The organism is Cupriavidus sp. CuC1 (assembly GCF_044627735.1).
GTDB classification, from domain to species: domain Bacteria; phylum Pseudomonadota; class Gammaproteobacteria; order Burkholderiales; family Burkholderiaceae; genus Cupriavidus; species Cupriavidus ulmosensis.
Map to the genome: position 1 here is coordinate 32,078 of NZ_JBIUHC010000040.1, position 16,904 is coordinate 48,981.

General features: G+C 66.9%; 18 protein-coding genes. 12 read left to right on the forward strand and 6 right to left on the reverse strand.

Annotated features, from left to right (window positions below):
- Positions 1-54: 54 nt before the first annotated feature.
- The 9 genes from dusB (at position 55) to ACGLHR_RS18735 (ending at position 8,847) form a co-directional block, all read left to right on the forward strand.
- Positions 55-1,158, forward strand: a complete 1,104-nt coding sequence (dusB, locus tag ACGLHR_RS18695) for a tRNA dihydrouridine synthase DusB (protein ID WP_400095795.1) — start codon at positions 55-57, stop codon at positions 1,156-1,158.
- Positions 1,155-1,388 carry a Fis family transcriptional regulator gene (locus ACGLHR_RS18700; RefSeq protein WP_006156396.1) on the forward strand — a complete coding sequence of 78 codons (234 nt, stop codon included), beginning with the start codon at positions 1,155-1,157 and terminating at the stop codon, positions 1,386-1,388. Before dusB ends, ACGLHR_RS18700 begins: the two co-directional genes overlap by 4 nt.
- A gap of 17 nt (positions 1,389-1,405) precedes the next feature.
- Complete coding sequence (gene purH / locus ACGLHR_RS18705) at positions 1,406-2,980, forward strand: bifunctional phosphoribosylaminoimidazolecarboxamide formyltransferase/IMP cyclohydrolase (protein WP_400095797.1); 1,575 nt, start codon at positions 1,406-1,408, stop codon at positions 2,978-2,980.
- 514 nt (positions 2,981-3,494) lie between these two features.
- Complete coding sequence (ruvC, locus tag ACGLHR_RS18710) at positions 3,495-4,040, forward strand: crossover junction endodeoxyribonuclease RuvC (RefSeq protein ID WP_267605525.1); 546 nt, start codon at positions 3,495-3,497, stop codon at positions 4,038-4,040.
- A gap of 77 nt (positions 4,041-4,117) precedes the next feature.
- Positions 4,118-5,305, forward strand: coding sequence for a glycerophosphodiester phosphodiesterase (locus ACGLHR_RS18715; protein WP_400095799.1), 1,188 nt, complete (start codon positions 4,118-4,120; stop codon positions 5,303-5,305).
- A 159-nt stretch (positions 5,306-5,464) separates the two neighbouring features.
- Positions 5,465-6,046, forward strand: coding sequence for a Holliday junction branch migration protein RuvA (gene ruvA / locus ACGLHR_RS18720; protein ID WP_006156399.1), 582 nt, complete (start codon positions 5,465-5,467; stop codon positions 6,044-6,046).
- Between the two features lie 127 nt (positions 6,047-6,173).
- Entirely contained in the window at positions 6,174-7,232 is a 1,059-nt protein-coding gene (gene ruvB, locus ACGLHR_RS18725) for a Holliday junction branch migration DNA helicase RuvB (RefSeq protein ID WP_318236699.1), read from the forward strand.
- A gap of 175 nt (positions 7,233-7,407) precedes the next feature.
- The gene (locus ACGLHR_RS18730; RefSeq protein WP_400095801.1) at positions 7,408-7,992 is read left to right on the forward strand and encodes a YSC84-related protein; all 585 of its coding nucleotides are present in this window, start codon (positions 7,408-7,410) and stop codon (positions 7,990-7,992) included.
- 129 nt (positions 7,993-8,121) lie between these two features.
- Positions 8,122-8,847 (forward strand): queuosine precursor transporter, encoded by a 726-nt coding sequence (locus ACGLHR_RS18735; protein WP_400095803.1) that lies wholly within the window; start codon positions 8,122-8,124, stop codon positions 8,845-8,847.
- A 17-nt stretch (positions 8,848-8,864) separates the two neighbouring features.
- Here the strand turns inward: ACGLHR_RS18735 and ACGLHR_RS18740 are convergent, their stop codons facing one another.
- The 5 genes from ACGLHR_RS18740 to tyrS all read right to left on the reverse strand — a co-directional run bounded on the left by ACGLHR_RS18740 (position 8,865) and on the right by tyrS (position 12,300).
- On the reverse strand, positions 8,865-9,539 hold the full coding sequence (locus ACGLHR_RS18740; protein ID WP_318236702.1) for a histidine phosphatase family protein: 675 nt from the start codon (positions 9,537-9,539) through the stop codon (positions 8,865-8,867).
- A 102-nt stretch (positions 9,540-9,641) separates the two neighbouring features.
- A complete protein-coding gene (locus ACGLHR_RS18745) occupies positions 9,642-10,301 on the reverse strand; it encodes a YbhB/YbcL family Raf kinase inhibitor-like protein (protein WP_267605519.1) in 660 nt (219 codons plus the stop codon).
- 47 nt (positions 10,302-10,348) lie between these two features.
- Positions 10,349-10,516 carry a hypothetical protein gene (locus ACGLHR_RS18750; protein WP_400095805.1) on the reverse strand — a complete coding sequence of 56 codons (168 nt, stop codon included), beginning with the start codon at positions 10,514-10,516 and terminating at the stop codon, positions 10,349-10,351.
- 22 nt (positions 10,517-10,538) lie between these two features.
- A complete protein-coding gene (gene dtd / locus ACGLHR_RS18755) occupies positions 10,539-11,039 on the reverse strand; it encodes a D-aminoacyl-tRNA deacylase (RefSeq protein ID WP_400095807.1) in 501 nt (166 codons plus the stop codon).
- Between the two features lie 19 nt (positions 11,040-11,058).
- Positions 11,059-12,300, reverse strand: coding sequence for a tyrosine--tRNA ligase (gene tyrS / locus ACGLHR_RS18760; RefSeq protein ID WP_318236705.1), 1,242 nt, complete (start codon positions 12,298-12,300; stop codon positions 11,059-11,061).
- Positions 12,301-12,526: 226 nt separating this feature from the next.
- Between tyrS and ACGLHR_RS18765 the strand changes: the two genes are divergently transcribed.
- Complete coding sequence (locus ACGLHR_RS18765) at positions 12,527-13,906, forward strand: M23 family metallopeptidase (RefSeq protein WP_400095809.1); 1,380 nt, start codon at positions 12,527-12,529, stop codon at positions 13,904-13,906.
- Positions 13,907-13,925: 19 nt separating this feature from the next.
- Positions 13,926-15,068, forward strand: coding sequence for an anhydro-N-acetylmuramic acid kinase (locus ACGLHR_RS18770; RefSeq protein WP_400095810.1), 1,143 nt, complete (start codon positions 13,926-13,928; stop codon positions 15,066-15,068).
- Positions 15,069-15,084: 16 nt separating this feature from the next.
- On the opposite strand, the gene ACGLHR_RS18775 is transcribed toward ACGLHR_RS18770, so the two are convergent.
- A complete protein-coding gene (locus ACGLHR_RS18775; RefSeq protein ID WP_400095811.1) occupies positions 15,085-15,999 on the reverse strand; it encodes a LysR substrate-binding domain-containing protein in 915 nt (304 codons plus the stop codon).
- Positions 16,000-16,091: 92 nt separating this feature from the next.
- Between ACGLHR_RS18775 and ACGLHR_RS18780 the strand changes: the two genes are divergently transcribed.
- Positions 16,092-16,889, forward strand: a complete 798-nt coding sequence (locus ACGLHR_RS18780; RefSeq protein WP_400095812.1) for a phytanoyl-CoA dioxygenase family protein — start codon at positions 16,092-16,094, stop codon at positions 16,887-16,889.
- Positions 16,890-16,904: the final 15 nt, after the last annotated feature.

Sequence of the window (16,904 nt, forward strand, 5' to 3'; positions counted from 1 at the left end):
TTGTCTAGTTGCGGGCCGCCTTGCGGCCCCTCGTCAGCCGCTACAGTCGCTATCGTGCAAATCGGACCGCACCAACTCCGCAACAACCTGTTCGTCGCGCCTATGGCCGGTGTGACGGACCGGCCATTCCGCCAGCTGTGCAAACGGCTGGGGGCGGGCTACGCGGTGTCCGAAATGGTGGCCTCCAACGCGCAGTTGTGGAAGAGCGAAAAAACCATGCGGCGCGCCAACCACACCGGCGAAGTCGAGCCCATCGCGGTGCAGATCGCCGGCGCCGAGCCGGCCATGATGGCGGAAGCCGCGCGCCATAACGTCGAGCGCGGCGCGCAGATCATCGACATCAACATGGGCTGCCCGGCCAAGAAGGTGTGCAATGTGGCCGCCGGCTCGGCGCTGCTGCAAAACGAGCCGCTGGTGGTGCGCATCGTCCAGGCGGTGGTCGCCGCCGTGGCCGAGGTCGATCCGAGCGTGCCCGTCACGCTCAAGATCCGTACCGGCTGGGACCGCCAGAACCGCAATGCGCTTCGCATCGCGCGCATGGTGGAAGACGCCGGCATCAGCATGCTCACCGTGCACGGGCGCACGCGCGCCGACCTGTACAAGGGCGAAGCCGAGTACGAGACCATTGCCGCGGTCAAGGCAGCGTTGTCCATCCCCGTGGTCGCCAATGGCGACGTCACCACGCCGCAAAAAGCCAGGCATGTGCTGGCCGTGACCGGCGCCGACGCCATCATGATCGGCCGCGCGGCGCAGGGCCGGCCCTGGCTGTTCCGCGAGATCGAGCACTACCTCGCCACCGGCGAGCTGCTGCCGTCGCCGGAAGTGGCCGAGATCCGCGCCATCATGAACGCGCACCTGGAAGACCACTACGACTTCTACGGCGAGTTCACCGGCGTGCGCACCGCGCGCAAGCACATTGCCTGGTACACGCGCGGCCTGGCCGGCGCCAACCTGTTCCGCCACCGCATGAACACGCTGGACAGCACCACGGCACAGCTCGCCGCGGTCAACGAATTCTTCGATGAGCAGGCGCAGCTGTCGGAGCGCCTGGTCTATGTGGAAGAAGGCGCCAACGGCACGGATGATGCGATCGACGCCGACAACGAGAAACGCAACCAGTCGAACAACAACAATAACGGGGAGTTGCTTGCCGCATGAGCCGCAACGCTATCGACCAGTGCATCCGGGACAGCCTGGGTGCCTACTTTCGCGACCTGGACGGTGAAGAGCCGTCGAATATGTACAACATGGTGCTCGAAGCCGTGGAACGGCCGCTGCTTGAAGCAGTGATGGCGCGCGCCGAGCGCAACCAGTCGCTCGCGGCCGCCTACCTGGGCATCAATCGCAATACGCTGCGCAAGAAGTTGCAGCAGCACGGTTTACTTTGAAGCGTCTCCCCATAGCCATGATCAAGCAAGCCCTCCTCTCCGTATCCGACAAGACCGGCATCGTCGAATTTGCCCGCGAGCTCAACGCGCTCGGCATCGCGCTGCTCTCCACCGGCGGCACCGCCAAGCTGCTCGCCGAAGCCGGCCTGCCAGTCACGGAGGTGGCCGACTACACCGGTTTCCCCGAAATGCTCGACGGCCGCGTCAAGACCCTGCACCCGAAGGTGCACGGCGGCATCCTGGCCCGCCGTGACCTGCCCGAGCACATGGCAGCGCTGGCCGAGCACAACATCCCCACCATCGACCTGCTGGTCGTGAACCTGTACCCGTTCCAGCAAACCGTGGCCAAGGATGACTGCTCGCTGCCGGATGCCATCGAGAACATCGACATCGGCGGCCCCACCATGCTGCGCTCGGCCGCCAAGAACCACCGCGACGTCACTGTCATCGTAGACCCGGCCGACTACGCGCCGGTGCTGGAAGAAATGCGCGCCAACGCCAACAGCGTCGGCTACGACACCAACTTCCGCCTGGCCACCAAGGTGTTCGCCCACACCGCGCAGTACGACGGCGCCATCACCAACTACCTGACCAGCCTCGGCGCGGACAAGTCGCACCAGACCCGCAGCGCCTACCCGCAGACGCTGAACGTGGCCTTCGAGAAGGTGCAGGAGATGCGCTACGGCGAGAACCCGCACCAGTCGGCCGCCTTCTACCGCGACCTGAAGGCCTCCGACGGCGCGCTGGCCAACTACACGCAGCTGCAAGGCAAGGAACTGTCGTACAACAACATCGCCGACGCCGATGCGGCATGGGAATGCGTCAAGACCTTCGGCGCCGCCACCGGCGCGGCCTGCGTGATCATCAAGCACGCCAACCCGTGCGGCGTGGCAGTCGGCGCCAATGCGCTGGAAGCCTACGAAAAAGCCCTCAAGACCGACTCGACCTCGGCCTTCGGCGGCATCATCGCCTTCAACGTCGAGCTGGACGAAGCCGCCGCGCAAGCCGTGGCCAAGCAGTTCGTCGAAGTGCTGATCGCCCCGTCCTTCAGCGCCGGCGCGCGCGCCGTGTTTGCTGCCAAGCAGAACGTGCGCCTGCTGGAAATCCCGCTGGGCAACGGCCTCAACCCGTATGACTTCAAGCGCGTCGGCGGCGGCCTGCTGGTGCAAAGCCCCGACGCCAGGAACGTCCAGCAGGACGAACTGCGCGTGGTGACCAAGCGCCAGCCCACGCCCAAGGAAATGGACGACCTGATGTTCGCCTGGCGCGTGGCCAAGTTCGTCAAGTCGAACGCCATCGTGTTCTGCGGCGGCGGCATGACGCTCGGCGTCGGCGCCGGCCAGATGAGCCGCGTGGACTCGGCCCGCATCGCCAGCATCAAGGCGCAAAACGCCGGCCTCACGCTGGCAGGTTCGGCCGTGGCCTCGGACGCCTTCTTCCCGTTCCGTGACGGCCTGGACGTGGTGGTGGATGCAGGTGCCACCTGCGTCATCCAGCCGGGCGGCTCGATGCGCGACGACGAAGTGATCGCCGCAGCAGACGAGCGCAATATCGCGATGGTGTTGACCGGCGTTCGTCACTTCCGCCATTGACGCATTGAGGTCCAGGCTGGGCACTTGAACGCATCGCGGCATCGCAAGCGCCCGCCCTCTCCCCCGGCCCCTCTCCCGCTGCGCGGGAGAGGGGAGCAAACCGGCAGGAGAGTTGAAGCATCGATTCGGTTCGGCCGTGATTCGCGCCCCCAGGCGGGAATCACCCCAGCGCGATGCGAAGCGAGCCGTGAAGGTGTGCCAAGGCCGTATGGGGCGCCTCGGGATTCGGCGAAAAGAGCGGAAAAGAGGGACCCATGTCTGAGTATCGCCTTAAGGCGATGCGAGTTTGGGTCCCGGCCGCTCTTTTCGTCGAATCCCGAGGGGGTGTCGCCCCATCCGGCGCGCCTTTTTTGCCTACTTTTTTGGCAAGACAAAAAAGTAGGTCGCCGCCCCGCAGGGGTGGTGAAACTGCAGTTGACTTTAAGCAGTTGCAGTTGCAGTTGCAGTTACAGCCGCCCCTACCCTCCCAACGTTACAATCCCCCATCACCCATTAAAAGCCGAGCCCGACCCTCATGCGTATCCTCGGCATCGACCCCGGCCTCCGCACCACCGGCTTCGGCGTGCTCGAAAAGCACGGCAACAAGCTAACCTACATCGCCTCCGGCACCATCAAGAGCGACGGCGACAGCGGCCTGCCGGCAAGGCTGAAAACCCTCTTCGACGGCATCAGCGAAGTCACCCGCACCTACGCGCCCGATTGCGCCGCGATCGAGAAAGTATTCGTCAACGTCAACCCGCAATCCACGCTGCTGCTGGGCCAGGCCCGCGGCGCGGCGATCTGCGGGCTGGTGGCGCATGGCCTGCCGGTGTTCGAGTACACAGCACTGCAATTGAAGGTGGCGGTAGTCGGCTACGGCCGCGCCAACAAGGAACAGGTGCAGGAAATGGTGATGCGCCTGCTGAGCCTGACGGGGCGGCCCAGCTCCGACGCGGCGGATGCGCTGGGCATGGCAATCTGCCATGCCAATGGCAGCAACACGCTCACCGCCCTGACCGGGCTGGCCCCGGACCTGGTGCGCAAGGGCATGCGCGTACGGCGTGGGCGCCTGATCGGCTAAGTGAGCCAAGCGGCTAAGCAGCCGCCTGCACCTTCAAGTCTCTTACAATCGAGCGATCGCCCGCCAAAGGATGCCGCATGCTCCGCTCGCTTCGCGCGTTCCGCGCCTTGAATTCGCCCCGCTCCGCTCGCCTGCCAGCGCTGCTGTCCGCGCTGGCCGCCGCGGTCCTCGCCGGCTGCGCCGCGCAGCCGCCCGTGGCCACCGCCCCGGCAGCCCCGGCCCCCAGCCCGGCGCCAGCCGCGCCCAAGGCGCTGGTGATCGGGCATCGCGGCGCCAGCGCGCTGCGCCCTGAGCACACGCTGGCGTCCTACCAGCGCGCCATCGACGACGGTGCCGACGTGGTGGAGCCCGACCTGGTGATGACGCGCGACGGCGTGCTGGTAGCCCGGCACGAGAACGAGATCGGCACCACGACCAATGTGGCGGAGCTGCCCCAGTTCGCCAGCCGCAAGCGCATCAAGGTGATCGACGGCGAGCGCCTGGACGGCTGGTTCACCGAAGACTTCACGCTGGCAGAGCTCAAGACGTTGCGCGCGCGCGAGCGCATCCCGCAGGTGCGCAAGGCCAATACCCAGTACAACGACAAGTTCGAGATCCCCACCTTCGACGAGATCATCGAGCTGGTGGCCAAGGCATCGCAACGCAGCGGGCGCGTGATCGGCCTGTATCCGGAAACCAAGCACCCGAGCTATTTCCGCGGCATCGGGCTGCCGCTGGAGGAGAAGCTGGTGGCCACGCTGCAAGCCCATGCGTATACGCGCAGCGCGCCCGTATTCGTGCAGTCCTTCGAGACCGGCAACCTGCGCGAGATGCGCCAGCGCCTGGCCCCGGGCATGCCCAATGTGAAGCTCATCCAATTGATGGGTGGCGCGAAGAACCGGCCTGCCGACTGGCGCCTGGCCGGCGACACCCGCACCTTCGCCAACATGATGACCCCGATCGGCCTGCGCGAAGTCGCCAGCTACGCCAACGGCATCGGCCCGGAGAAGTCCAACGTGGTGCCCCGCGACGCCAACGGCAACCTCGGCACGCCGACCGCGCTGGTGCGCAACGCGCACGCGGCCGGCTTGCTGGTCCATCCCTATACCTTCCGCCCTGAGAACACCTTCCTGCCGCGCAACCTGCGCACCGGCGGCGATGATGCCACGCGCAGCCCCGGCGGCATGGTGCGCGAGGTGCAAGCATTCCTCGCCGCCGGCATCGACGGCTTCTTCACCGACGATCCCGCGCTGGGACGCCAGGCGGTGGACACGCTGGGCCGATAGCCGATAGCCATCGGCCAATGTGGCCCGGCAGCGCCGGTACGCCGCACGCTGGGCTACACTGGCGGCCTTCGCGATGGCGGGCCTTCCCCTGCGGTGCCCGCCGCCGCACTCCCTTCCCATCCCGGCGCACGCGCCGTAATTCGCTGCAGACACCACACCATGATCGGACGCATCGCCGGCACCCTCATCGAGAAGAATCCCCCGCACCTGCTGGTCGATTGCCACGGCGTCGGCTATGAGATCGACGTGCCGATGAGCACCTTCTACAACCTGCCCGCCGTCGGCCATCCCGTCACCCTGCTGACCCAGCAGATCGTGCGAGAGGATGCGCACCTGCTGTACGGCTTCGGCAGCGCCACCGAGCGCAACACCTTCCGCGAGTTGATCAAGATCACCGGCATCGGCGCGCGCATGGCGCTGGCGGTGCTCTCCGGCATGTCGGTCAGCGAACTGGCGCAGGCCATCACGCTGCAGGAAGCCGGGCGCCTGACGCGCGTGCCGGGCATCGGCAAGAAGACCGCCGAGCGCCTGCTGCTAGAGCTCAAGGGCAAGCTGGGCGCCGAGCTTGGGGCTGCGCCCGGCAGCACCCCGGTGCACGACAACGCCGTCGACATCCTCAACGCGCTGCTGGCACTCGGCTACTCGGAGAAGGAGGCGGCACTGGCGATCAAGCCGGTGCCGGCCGGCACTGGCGTGTCGGACGGCATCAAGATGGCGCTGAAGTCGCTATCCAAGGGTTGACCCGACCGGATCGAGGGCGGGCCAAGGACGCTCCCGACGCTGAGCCCGCGCTGGCGGCACAGGGCCCGCGCGGCCGGCGCCACGCCCGGAAGGGCTACAATCCAACCACTTTGCCCGCATCCGTAACATGATCGAAACCGACAAGCTAGCCACCGAGCGGGGCCCCGATCGCGTGATCGCCCCCACCGCCGTCTCCCCCAACGAAGAGGCCTTCGAGCGCGCGCTGCGTCCCAAGCTGCTCGACGAATATGTCGGCCAGGAAAAAGTGCGCGGCCAGCTCGACATCTTCATGCACGCCGCGCGCAACCGCCGCGAAGCGCTCGATCACGTGCTGCTGTTCGGGCCACCTGGGCTGGGCAAGACCACGCTGGCGCACATCATCGCCCGCGAGATGGGCGTCAACCTGCGCCAGACCTCGGGCCCGGTGCTGGAGCGCCCGGGCGACCTGGCCGCGCTGCTGACCAACCTGGAAGCCAACGACGTCCTGTTCATCGACGAAATACACCGGCTTTCCCCGGTCGTCGAGGAAATCCTGTACCCGGCGCTCGAGGACTACCAGATCGACATCATGATCGGCGAAGGCCCGGCCGCGCGCTCGGTCAAGCTGGACCTGCAGCCCTTCACGCTGGTCGGCGCCACCACCCGCGCGGGCATGCTGACCAACCCGCTGCGCGATCGCTTCGGCATCGTGGCGCGGCTGGAGTTCTACACCGCCGAGGAGCTCTCGCGCATCGTCACGCGCTCCGCCCAGTTGCTGGGTGCCCGCATCGACCCGATGGGCGCGCTGGAAATCGCACGCCGCGCGCGCGGCACGCCGCGGATCGCCAACCGGCTGCTGCGCCGCGTGCGCGACTTTGCGGAGGTCAAAGGAGACGGCAACATCACCCGCGCGATTGCCGACGCCGCACTCGCCATGCTCGACGTGGACGCGGTCGGCTTCGACCTGATGGACCGCAAGCTGCTGGAAGCGATCCTGCTCAAGTTCAGCGGCGGCCCGGTGGGCGTGGATAACCTGGCCGCTGCCATCGGCGAGGAGCGCGACACCATCGAGGACGTGCTCGAGCCTTTCCTAATCCAGCAGGGCTACCTGCAGCGCACACCACGGGGCCGCATGGCCACCGCTGCCGCCTACCGGCACTTCGGGCTGGCCGCCCCCGGGGACAGCGGCGATCCGGCGCCTGCCTGAGCGGCATCGAAATCCGCATTAAATAGTTTCGAGGCCCCCAGACAATTCTTTTGTCATGCATTGCTGCGGGCAACCTCCTTGTCCACAATGACTTAGCCCCGACCGCCAAGGCAAGGCGACGACAGACGGCAGATGCCCGACGGCCGGCTAACGGATCCCAGACAGGAGAGAGCACATGAATCGACGCCACTTTGTCACCCGGCTGGCGGGCTCGAGCCTGGTAGTGGCCACCGCGTTCGCGGCTGGCTGCACCACGACCGGCACCTATGCGCCAACCGACGCGGCGGCCAAGAAGAAAGAAATCGATGCCGGTGCCGACGGCGCGCTCAACCGGCTGTTCACGACAGCCGACGGCTCGCGCGAGCTGGCGTCGCGAGCCCAGGGCATCCTGATTTTCCCGCGTGTGCTGTCTGCTGGGCTGGTAGTTGGCGGCGAATACGGCGAGGGCGTGCTGCGCTCAAACGGTGCCCCGATGGGCTACTACCGCACGACCTCTGCCTCGGTCGGCCTGACTGCCGGCGGCCAGTCCAAGTCGGTGGTGCTGATGTTCATGACGCCCGATGCCTACAACAAGTTCGTCAACAGCAGCGGCTGGACGGTCGGCGCGGATGCCGGCGTGGCGCTCGCCAAGGTCGGTGCCAACGGCAAACTCGATACGATCACCGGCCAGCAGCCGGTGATCGCCTTCCTGCAGACCAATGTCGGGCTGATGTTCGACGTGTCGCTGGACGGCTCCAAGATCAGCAAGCTGAACATCTAGCCGCAGCCCCCACGCAGGCAGCCCTGGCCCGGGGCGACCCGGCCAGGGTGCCCGCTCGTCTACAGTGTGGCGGGGCAAGGTGGTGGCGCGGCTGGCATAATCGCGCAAAATCGCCCCTGGAACACCCCGATGACCATGTCAAGCGCCACGCCCGCCCACAGCGGGCGCGTCTATCGTTACTACGATCTTGTGATGGTGGCTTTCGTCACGGTCCTGCTGTGCTCCAACCTGATCGGCGCGGCCAAGGCGGCCCAGGTCACGCTGCCGGTGATCGGCGCGGTGACCTTCGGCGCGGGCGTGCTGTTCTTCCCGATCTCCTACATTTTTGGGGATGTGCTGACCGAGGTCTACGGCTACGGGCGGGATCGCCGCGTGGTCTGGGCCGGATTCGCCGCGCTGGCGTTCGCCACCTTCATGAGCCTGGTGGTGCTGAAGATGCCGGTGGCGCCCTTCATGAGCGATTACCAGAAGAGCCTGGAAGACGTCTTCGGCAATACCTGGCGCATCGCGATGGGCTCGCTGATCGCGTTCTGCTGCGGCAGCTTCACCAACAGCTACGTGCTGGCCAAAATGAAGCTGTGGACCAATGGCCGCTGGCTGTGGACCCGCACCATCGGCTCGACGCTGGCCGGCGAGCTGGTCGATTCCTCGCTGTTCTACGTGATCGCCTTCTACGGCATCTGGCCGCTGGAGAAGGTGATCCAGGTCGCCATTGCCCAGTACATCCTCAAGACCACATGGGAAGTGGTGATGACGCCGGTCACCTACAAGGTGGTGAACTTCCTCAAGCGCGCCGAGCGCGAAGACTTCTACGACCGCAATACCGATTTCACGCCCTTCCGCCTGCGGGTGTAGCGCGCGGCCAGCGCGGCTCAGGGCACCCTGCGGTCGACTTCGTCGAGGGTGAGCGCTTCCAGGTGGCCCACATCCGCCCACTGCATGACCGTGAGCCGTACGCTGTCGCAGCGCAACCGGTTGATGCTGGCATTGAGCAGCTCGTGCCGGCGCGGCGCCTCCAGCGTCATGTCGTTGGCTTCGCGGTACAGGCAGTCCAGCACGCCGCCGTGCGCCACCAGGGCAATGCGCTCGCCGGGATGGCGGCGCCCGAGCGCCAGCGCGGCTTCCACCGCGCGCTCGTGAAACGCCAGCAAGGACTCACCGCCATCGGGCGCGTAGTCGGGAACCCGAGCTTGCCACCTGGCGAAATCCTCGGGCAGCTGCTCAGCCACTTCCGCGTAGGTCATGCCTTCGAGCGAGCCATAGCAGCGCTCGCGCAAGCGGGGATCGGGCTGCACCGCAAGGCCAAGCGCCTCGGCCAGCGGCGCCGCCGTCTGCATCGCGCGCGACAGGTCGCTGGCGTAGACCGCATCGATCGGCTCGACCGCCAGCGCCTGGGCCAGGGCATCCGCCTGCGCCGCGCCGGTGGCGTTGAGCGGGATGTCGAGCTGGCCTTGCAGGCGCCGTTCGCGGTTCCATGCGGTCTCACCGTGACGGATCAGGATCAGGTGGGTGAAGGCCAGCGAATGCGGCCCGGGCAATTGCGACATGCCGTTTCCTCTACGCGACTCAGGCGCTTTAGGCGATTTAGGCGACGCTACGCGGTCGTAGCGTCCCTGGCGGGCAGCGCTTGCGCGCCGCGCGGCCCATGCTTACTTCGCCGGCTGGCCGGCGAGTTTCGGATTGAGGGTATAGGTGCCGGTGAAGGCGGCCTGCGCCAGTACGTGGCCCTGGATGGCTTCGCGCACCTGGGCGCCCGTGAAGGTGCCCTCGAGCGGCAGGCGGTCCAGGTCGAGCGCGTAGACGGTGAACACGTAGCGGTGCACCAGGCTGTCGTTCCACGGCGGGCAAGGGCCGTCGTAGCCGTAGTAGTCGCCCTTCATGTCCGGGTCGCCGGCAAACCAGCCGGTGTAGTCGTTCAGGCCGTGGCGCAGCCCGCCCGCCGCGGCGGTGCCGCCGGTGGCCTCGGGGCCCGGCTTGCCGCGCGCGATCACGCCATCACTGTGGGTGCCCGCCGAGATAGTGCGCAGCCCCATCGGAATATCCACCAGCACCCAGTGAAAGAAGTCCACGCGCGGCAACGAGGCGGGCACTTCGCGCCCTTCCTGGTTGACGTCGTCGCCACGGCTGGGCACGTCCGGATCGTGGCAGGTCAGCACAAAGGAACGCGTCTCGGCCGGCGCCTCATCCCAGTGCAGGTCGGGATTGCGGTTGCTCGACAGCGTCACGTGGGTGGCGGGGTCGATCGCACCGAAAGCGAACTCGACGGGAATCGGCCCGTTGTCGCTAAATGCCTTGCTCCAGAGTTTCATGTTTCTCTCCTTGCTGGGTTGCGCCGCGCGCTGCGCGGCATGCGGGATCAGGCCGAGGCCGGTCCCGGCGGTGAGGTGCGGCGGCGGTAGCTGAGCTGCAGCAGGCCGTCGTCGAAGGCGCGGTGCGCCGCCAGTTGCCAGTCCACGCTGCCGTCCGGCGAAGCGATCATGCCGTCGAGGCTGGTGGCGATGTAGAGGGTAACTGTCTGGGTCATGTCCGGTCAGGCCGTCGCCGCATCAGCCGCTGGCCTGCGCTGGCTGCGAGTTGGTGGCCGGCGCGGCCGGCGGCACACGCAGCCAGAAGGTGACCGGACCGTCGTTGACCAGGCTGACCTGCATCATGGCGCCGAACTCGCCGGTCTGCACCTCGCCATGCGCGGCGCGCGCGCGCGTCACGAAATGGTTGTACAGGCGCTCGCCATCGGCCGGCGCCGCGGCCGGGGTGAAACTGGGCCGCGTGCCGCTGTTGGTATCGGCGGCCAGCGTGAACTGCGACACCACCAGCAGGCCGCCGCGCGTGCCGCGGCCATCGATGTCCTGCACGGGCAGGTTCATCTTGCCGGCCTCATCGGAGAACACGCGGTAAGCCAGCAGCTTGGCGAGTAGCCGCTCGGCCTGCGCTTCGGTGTCGCCACGCTCGGCGCAGACCAGTGCCAGCAGGCCGGCGCCGATCTCCCCGGTAGTGCGGCCGTCGACAGTGACGCGGGCCTGTGCGACCCGCTGGATCAACGCGATCATGAACCGTCCCTGCCCGGCCTCAGGCCAGCGTCACGCGTGCGAAGCGGCGCTTGCCCACTTGCACGACGTAGCTGCCAGCCTCGACCTTCAGCCCCTTGTCGCTGACGATGGTGCCGTCGATCTTGACGCCGCCCTGCTCGATATTGCGGTTGGCTTCCGACGTGGAGGGCACCAGGTTGGCCTGCTTGAGCAACTGGCCGATGCCCAGCGGCGCGCCGGAAAGGCTGACCTCGGGGATTTCGTCGGGCACGCCGCCGCGCGCGCGGTGGTTGAAGTCCTCGAGCGCGCGCTCGGCATCGGCAGCGCTGTGGAAGCGCGTGACGATCTCCTGGCCGAGCATCACCTTGCAGTCGCGCGGATTGCGGCCCAGCGAGATCTCCTGCTTCATCAGATCGATCTCACTCATGGGGCGGAACGACAGCAGCTCGAAGTACTTCCACATCAGGTCGTCCGAGATACTCATCAGCTTGCCGAACATCTCGCTCGGGGCTTCGGTCACGCCGATGTAGTTGCCCTTGGACTTGGACATCTTCTCCACGCCGTCCAGGCCCACCAGCAGCGGCATGGTCAGGATGCACTGCTGCTCCTGGCCGTATTCCTTCTGCAGCTCGCGGCCCACCAGCAGGTTGAACTTCTGGTCGGTGCCGCCCAGCTCCAGGTCGGCCTTGAGCGCGACCGAATCGTAGCCCTGCATGAGCGGGTAAAGGAACTCATGCACCGAAATCGGAATCCCAGTGCGGAACCGTTTGGTGAAGTCATCGCGCTCCATCATCCGCGCCACGGTGTACTTGGCCGCCAGCTGGATCATGCCGCGCGCACCCAGCGGATCGCACCACTCGCTGTTGTAGCGGATCTCGGTCCTGGCCGGATCCAGCACCAGGCTGGCCTGGCTGTAGTAGGTCTGGGCGTTGGCCTCGATCTGCTCGCGCGTGAGCGGAGGACGGGTGGCGTTGCGCCCGGACGGATCGCCGATGGTGGAGGTGAAGTCGCCGATCAGGAAGATGACCTGGTGGCCCAGGTCTTGCAACTGACGCATCTTGTTGAGCACCACCGTGTGGCCGATATGGATATCGGGCGCGGTCGGGTCCAGCCCCAACTTGATGCGCAGCGGCACGCCGGTGGCCTCGCTGCGCGCGAGCTTGGCCAGCCATTCGGATTCGACCAGCAGTTCGTCGCAACCGCGCTTGGACACCTCCAGGGCGTGCATCACGGTGGGCGTGAGGGGGTAGGAGGTGGCAGCGCCGGAGGAAACTTCAGTCATGACGTAAGTCTTTGAAAAACATGAGAATTCAGACGGGGACACAAAAACGGCTTGCGGCCGGCTTTGGTATAATCCGCGCTTCTTGTGCAAACGGGAATGCTCCCGTGGGCCAACCGCCATTCTAGGCGGCAAACCAATATGGCAGGCGCCGCACCTCGGGGGAGGAAGGCAGACGAGGCAAATCGTCGCGGCAGCGCAGCCCGAAACAAAGAGTGAATTTTACGTGATGTGGTCCAGACTCCGCGAAGTTTTCGCGCGTGAGCTGGTGGTTCTAGTCGATCCTACCAATGCCCTGCACGCCCGTCGGCGCAAGCAGTTGACAGCGGCGGTGGGTACGGTGTTCACGCTGGGCATGGCCGCCGCCATGGGCGTGGCCCCCCGTAGCGCCTTCGACGATCCCCAGGCTCCGCGTGTCCGGGAGGCGATACGCCTGCCCGATTTACGCACACAACTCGAACAGCTTACCGAAACCGACGCTACCTTTGTGCGCGAAGAGCGCATGCAGCGTGGCGACACCATTGGCAGCCTGCTCAAGCGGCTTGGCGTGGACGACCCCGATGCGCAGGCCTTTATCCGCCGCAACACCACCGCGCGCGGCCTGTTCGACCTCAATCCCGGCCAGACGGTGCAGGCCGAGGTCGACGAGAACAACCTGCTGGTGTCGCTGCAAGCCAACCTCGGTGGTGATGCAAACGCCTCCCGCGAGCTGGTGATCGAACGCGCGGGCGACCCTGCCGATCCGGTCTACAAGGCCCGCGTGCAGTCGGTGAAGAACGAGCTGCACTACGAGATGCTGTCCGGCGCCATCGCCAACGGCGGTTTCTTCAAGGCCATGGACGCGGCCAACGTGCCCGACGAGATCGTCCAGCAGATGCTCTCGATCTTCTCCGGCGTGATCGACTTCCACCACGACATCACCAGCGGCGACCGCTTCCGCATCGTCTACGAAGCGGGCTATCGCGACGGCGCGTTCGTGCGCAACGGCCGCGTGGTCGCGGTCGAGCTGATCAACCACAACCAGTTGCACCAGGCACTCTGGTATGCACCGGAAGGCAGCAAGCAGGGCGCGTACTACACCTTCGACGGGCGCAGCATGAAGCGGCCGTTCCTGCGCTCGCCGGTGGAGTTTTCGCGCGTGTCGTCGGGCTTCGGCGGGCGTGACCATCCGCTGCACCACCACTGGGCGCAGCACAAAGGTGTGGACTTTGCCGCACCGACGGGCACCAAGGTGATGGCCACCGGCGACGGTGAAGTCGAGTTTGTCGGCCAGCAGAACGGCTACGGCAACATCGTCATCCTCAAGCACCATAGCGGCTACTCCACTTACTACGCGCACCTGTCCGGCTTTGCCACGATGAAGCGCGGGCAGCATGTGTCGCAAGGCGAGGTCATTGGCTTCGTCGGCCAGACCGGCTGGGCCACCGGCCCGCACCTGCACTACGAGTTCCGCGTCAACGATGTGCCGCTGAACCCGCTGGCCATCGCCGCGCTCGACACGCCCGCGCTGTCGGGGCCGGCGCGCCAGCAGTTCCTGAGCTATACCAGCGAGATGCTCAGCCGCATCAACGCGCTGCGTACCTACAACGTGGCTTCGGCCAGCAATTGATCGAGCCCGCCCGGCCAGCATGCAAACATCGTCCTCAGACTGCTTCATCGGCATCATGTCCGGCACCAGCATGGACGGCGCGGACGGCGTGCTGGTCGATTTCTCCGGGCCACGGCCCGCGGTGCTGGCGGCGGCCTTCCAGCCCTTCCCGGCCGAGCTGCGCGACGCGTTCGCAGCGCTGCAGCAGCCCGGCAATGATGAAATCCACCACGAGGCACTGGCGGCCAATGGGCTGGCGCGCGTCTATGCGGCTTGCGTGGCTGCCCTGCTGCGCGATGCCGGCCAGGCGCCGGGCGCCATCGCGGCGATCGGCGCGCACGGCCAGACCGTGCGCCATCGGCCCGGCTTGTACGATGGCACCGGCTATACCCGCCAGAGCCAGCAACCCGCGCTGCTGGCAGAGTTGACGGGCATCGACGTGGTGGCGGATTTCCGCAGCCGCGACGTGGCGGCCGGCGGCCAGGGCGCGCCCTTGGTGCCGGCGCTGCACCAGGCGCTGTTCGCAGACGCCGCCGAGACGCGGGTGGCGTGCAATATCGGCGGGATCTCCAATATCAGCGTGCTGCCCGCCGCCAGCGCAGGTGGCGCGGCGCGGCCGGTTACCGGATTCGACTGCGGCCCGGGCAACGTGCTGCTCGACTACTGGATCGACCGGCATCACGGCCTGGCCTACGACGCCGACGGCGCCTGGGGCGCCAGCGGCAAGATCGACCAGGCGCTGCTGGCACGCCTGCTGGCCGAGCCCTATTTCAGCGTGGCCCCGCCCAAGAGCACTGGCCGCGACCTGTTCCATCCCGCCTGGCTGGAAAATCATCTTTCCCAGCTCGGCAAGGCACTCGATGCCGCCGACGTGCAGGCCACGCTGGCCGCGCTGACCGCCGAGGCCATTGCCCGCGATATCCGCCTGCATGCGCCCGACGCGGCGCGGCTGATCGTGTGCGGCGGCGGCGCCCGCAACGGCCTGGTGATGGCGCTGCTGGCGCATGCGCTGCCCGGCGTCACGGTGCAAAGCTCGGACGACCTGGGCGTTCCGGTATCGCAGGTGGAAGGCATCGCCTTTGCCTGGCTGGCGCGCCAGATGCTGCGCAGGGCGCCGGGCAATGTGCCCACCGTCACCGGCGCGGCCGGCCCGCGCGTATTGGGCGCGCTCTACCCTCGGTAGCAAAACCTCCCGACCCTCATGCCGGCCCGGCGTGGCCTGCCTCGCAAACCCACTGGATAAATGCCTCGGCAATGGGCGAAGGCCGCATGGCCGGCGAACGCGCCAGCACCACGCGCTGCGGCGTCACGGCCTCGCGCAGCGGCAGGCAGACGATGGGCTGGCCGTCGTAGCTGTGGTCGCCCGCCGGGCGCGTGCATGACAGCGCCACGCCATAGCCGTGCGCCACCAGGCCGCGCTGCATCTCGAAGGTCTGCGTGTACTGGTGCAACTGCGGGCGCAAGCCGTGCGCCCAGAACAGTGAGAGGAAGTACTCACGTGTTTGCGCAATGTCCTCCAGGATCAGCCGTTCGCCCGCCAGGTCTTTCAGGCTTACGCTTTGCTGGGCGGCCAGCGCATGGCCGGCAGGCAGCAGCGCGTAAGGCGCGAGCCGGGCAAGTATCCAGCGCGCAATGCGCTGGTCGAAGCCGAGATCGTAGGTCAGCGCCAGTTCCGCCTTGCCGGCAGTGAGCGTGCGATGCACCGTGGCCAGGTCGGCCTCGAACAGCGTCACGGCAACATGCGGATGCAGGCGCCGGAAACCGGCCAGCAGCCGCGGCGCGTAGTAGGCGCCAAGATCCTGAAAGCACGTCAGCGACAGTTGCCCGCTAAGGCCACGCGCCTGCGCCTGGTCCGCACCTTCGCTTGCCAGGCCGGCCGCCAGTGCCAGGATGTCGCGGGCGCGGCCCAGCAGGCGCTGGCCCGCCGGCGTCAGTTCCAGCCCGCGGCTGACCTGGCGGCGAAACAAGGCCTCGCCCAGCGTTTCCTCGAGCTGCGCCACGGCCTGCGACACCGAAGGCTGCGATACGTGGCGCGCGCGGGCAGCCGCGCTGATGCTGCCGTGCTCGGCGGCCGCGACAAAATACTCGAGCTGGCGGAAGGAGAATCCAATCATGATTTCCTATACTACAGCATAGGAAATATATTCTTTTCCTATTGCCGCCCTACCCCGATACTCGTCCCAGGCCAGCCATCCACGGGACCCTCATGCACATCACCACAGCCGATATCGAGACCTTCCAGCGCGACGGCGCCCTGGTATTGCGTGGCGCCTTCGCCGATTGGGTGACGCCGCTGCGCGAAGGATTCGAGCAGAATCTCGCCCAGCCCGGCCCCTTTGCCATCGAGAACGTTGGCAACGGCGAACGCGGCCGTTTTTTCGAGGATTACTGCAACTGGGAGCGCATCCAGCCGTTCGCCGATTTCATCCGGCGCTCGTCGGCCGCCGCCGTCGCCGGCCACATCATGCAGGCCGAGGCCGTCCAGGTGTTCCACGAGCACATCCTGGTCAAGGAACCGGACACGGCAAAGCCTACGCCGTGGCACCAGGACCTGCCCTACTACTGTGTGGATGGCCTGCAGACCGCGAGCTACTGGATCCCGCTGGACCCGGTCACCACCGCCAATACCTTGCGCGTGGTGCTGGGCTCGCACCGCTGGCCCAAGCTGGTACGGCCCAAGCGCTGGGCCAGCAATGAGAATTTCTACGCCGGCAGCGACCAGTTCATGGAGATGCCGGACGTGGACGACGGCAACCACGCCATCCTGATGCCGGCGCTGGAGCCGGGCGATGCCGTGGTGTTCGACTTCCGCACGGTGCATGGCGCCGCGGGCAATACCGGCGCGGGACGGCGCCGCGCCTTCTCGGCACGTTTCCTGGGCGACGACGTGCGCTACCTGGAGCGGCCGGGCCGTACCTCGCCGCCCTTCCCCGGGATCGGGCTGGCCAGCGGCGAGCGGATGCGCGAAGACTGGTTCCCGGTGGTCTGGCGCCGGGAGAAATAAATAAAAAAAGCGCAC

Coding starts and splice junctions, on each gene's coding strand:
- ACGLHR_RS18735 (WP_400095803.1), top strand. CDS start 8,122: ATGACCATGTCAAGCGCCACGCCCGCCCACAGCGGGCGCGTCTATCGT.
- purH (WP_400095797.1), top strand. CDS start 1,406: ATGATCAAGCAAGCCCTCCTCTCCGTATCCGACAAGACCGGCATCGTC.
- ACGLHR_RS18775 (WP_400095811.1), bottom strand. CDS start 15,999: ATGATTGGATTCTCCTTCCGCCAGCTCGAGTATTTTGTCGCGGCCGCC.
- ruvB (WP_318236699.1), top strand. CDS start 6,174: ATGATCGAAACCGACAAGCTAGCCACCGAGCGGGGCCCCGATCGCGTG.
- tyrS (WP_318236705.1), bottom strand. CDS start 12,300: ATGACTGAAGTTTCCTCCGGCGCTGCCACCTCCTACCCCCTCACGCCC.
- ACGLHR_RS18700 (WP_006156396.1), top strand. CDS start 1,155: ATGAGCCGCAACGCTATCGACCAGTGCATCCGGGACAGCCTGGGTGCC.
- ruvA (WP_006156399.1), top strand. CDS start 5,465: ATGATCGGACGCATCGCCGGCACCCTCATCGAGAAGAATCCCCCGCAC.
- ACGLHR_RS18715 (WP_400095799.1), top strand. CDS start 4,118: ATGCTCCGCTCGCTTCGCGCGTTCCGCGCCTTGAATTCGCCCCGCTCC.
- dtd (WP_400095807.1), bottom strand. CDS start 11,039: ATGATCGCGTTGATCCAGCGGGTCGCACAGGCCCGCGTCACTGTCGAC.
- ACGLHR_RS18730 (WP_400095801.1), top strand. CDS start 7,408: ATGAATCGACGCCACTTTGTCACCCGGCTGGCGGGCTCGAGCCTGGTA.
- ACGLHR_RS18770 (WP_400095810.1), top strand. CDS start 13,926: ATGCAAACATCGTCCTCAGACTGCTTCATCGGCATCATGTCCGGCACC.
- ACGLHR_RS18765 (WP_400095809.1), top strand. CDS start 12,527: ATGTGGTCCAGACTCCGCGAAGTTTTCGCGCGTGAGCTGGTGGTTCTA.
- ruvC (WP_267605525.1), top strand. CDS start 3,495: ATGCGTATCCTCGGCATCGACCCCGGCCTCCGCACCACCGGCTTCGGC.
- ACGLHR_RS18750 (WP_400095805.1), bottom strand. CDS start 10,516: ATGACCCAGACAGTTACCCTCTACATCGCCACCAGCCTCGACGGCATG.
- ACGLHR_RS18740 (WP_318236702.1), bottom strand. CDS start 9,539: ATGTCGCAATTGCCCGGGCCGCATTCGCTGGCCTTCACCCACCTGATC.
- ACGLHR_RS18780 (WP_400095812.1), top strand. CDS start 16,092: ATGCACATCACCACAGCCGATATCGAGACCTTCCAGCGCGACGGCGCC.
- ACGLHR_RS18745 (WP_267605519.1), bottom strand. CDS start 10,301: ATGAAACTCTGGAGCAAGGCATTTAGCGACAACGGGCCGATTCCCGTC.